Origin of the sequence: Streptomyces sp. SPB074 (genome assembly GCF_000154905.1) — a bacterium.
GTDB lineage: Bacteria > Actinomycetota > Actinomycetes > Streptomycetales > Streptomycetaceae > Streptomyces.
Map to the genome: position 1 here is coordinate 1,536,389 of NZ_GG770539.1, position 1,306 is coordinate 1,537,694.

The window sequence follows — 1,306 nt, forward strand, 5'->3', positions numbered from 1 at the left end:
CCTCCCCGCGTCGGCGCGCCGGGTCAGTCCCGGTGGCCCGGGGACGGCGCGGCGGCGCGCTCGCGGTCGTGCAGGCGCAGGGCGTGCTGCATGGCCTTGCGGGCGCGGGGGGTGTCGCGGGCGTCCTGGTAGGCGACGGCGAGGCGGAACCAGCAACGCCAGTCGTCGGGGTCGTCCTCGGTCTCGGCCTTGCGGCGGGCGAAGACGGCGTCGGCCGAGGCGCGGTCGATGCGGCCCGAGGGGGTGCGCTCCAGTTCGTCGGGCGGGAGGCCGCCCTCGGCGTCGAGCGCCGCGGCGAGGGCGTTGGCACGCGTGACGAAGCGCGTGTTCTGCCACAGGAACCAGATCCCGATGAGCGGCAGGATCAGCACCGCGACGCCGAGGAGCACGGTGACCGCGGTGCCCTGCCGGATGAGCAGGATGCCGCGCTCGCCCGCGAGGACGAAGTAGAAGACGAGGACGAGGGCGGTGACCGCGTAGGTCAGCTTGGCGCGCATCGGTTCCGCTCAGCTCAGGTCGAGGAAGTGTTCCAGGCCGAAGGTGAGCCCTGGGGTCTCCACGACGCGGCGTACGCCGAGCAGGATGCCCGGCATGAAGCTGCTGTGGTGCAGCGAGTCGTGCCGGATGGTGAGGGTCTCGCCCTCGGCGCCGAGCAGGACCTCCTGGTGGGCGAGGAGGCCGCGCAGGCGTACGGAGTGCACGGGGACGCCGTCCACCGAGGCGCCGCGCGCGCCGTCGAGCGCGGTGCGCGTCGCGTCCGGCATGGGGGCGCTCCCGGCGGTCTCGCGGGCCGCGGCGATGAGCTGCGCGGTGCGCGCGGCGGTGCCGGAGGGCGCGTCGGCCTTCTTCGGGTGGTGCAGTTCGACGATTTCGGCGGACTCGAAGTACGGCGCGGCGATCTGCGCGAACTTCATCGTCAGGACGGCGCCGAGGGAGAAGTTCGGGGCGATGAGGACGCCGGTGCCGGGGGTCTTCGCGAGCCGCTCGCGCACCCCGGTCAGGCGCTCCTCCGTCCAGCCCGTGGTGCCGACGACGGCGTGGATGCCGTGGTCGAGGCAGAAGGCGAGGTTGTCCATGACGGCGTCGGGGCTGGTCAGTTCGACGGCGACCTGGGCGCCGGCGTCGGTGAGCGCGGAGAGCGGGTCCTCGCGGCCGGTCGCGGCGACGAGTTCGAGGTCCTCGGCGGCCTCGACGGCGCGGACGGCCTCGGAGCCGATCCGGCCCCGGGCGCCGATGACGGCGACGCGCAGCTTGCTCATGTGGTGTTTCCTCCGGGTGCGTACGGGGCCGGGGCGGGCAGGTCGGG

General features: G+C 74.3%; 2 protein-coding genes. Both read right to left on the reverse strand.

Annotated elements, in window-relative coordinates:
- Positions 1-23: 23 nt before the first annotated feature.
- Positions 24-497 carry a hypothetical protein gene (locus SSBG_RS06095; protein WP_008745330.1) on the reverse strand — a complete coding sequence of 158 codons (474 nt, stop codon included), beginning with the start codon at positions 495-497 and terminating at the stop codon, positions 24-26.
- A gap of 9 nt (positions 498-506) precedes the next feature.
- Positions 507-1,259: a 4-hydroxy-tetrahydrodipicolinate reductase gene (dapB, locus tag SSBG_RS06100; protein ID WP_008745331.1), complete on the reverse strand. Its 753-nt coding sequence runs from the start codon at positions 1,257-1,259 to the stop codon at positions 507-509.
- Between the last annotated feature and the right edge of the window lie 47 nt (positions 1,260-1,306).

Bases quoted from the DNA above. Each gene is read 5' to 3' on its own strand.
- SSBG_RS06095 (WP_008745330.1), bottom strand. From the start codon at position 497: ATGCGCGCCAAGCTGACCTACGCGGTCACCGCCCTCGTCCTCGTCTTC.
- dapB (WP_008745331.1), bottom strand. From the start codon at position 1,259: ATGAGCAAGCTGCGCGTCGCCGTCATCGGCGCCCGGGGCCGGATCGGC.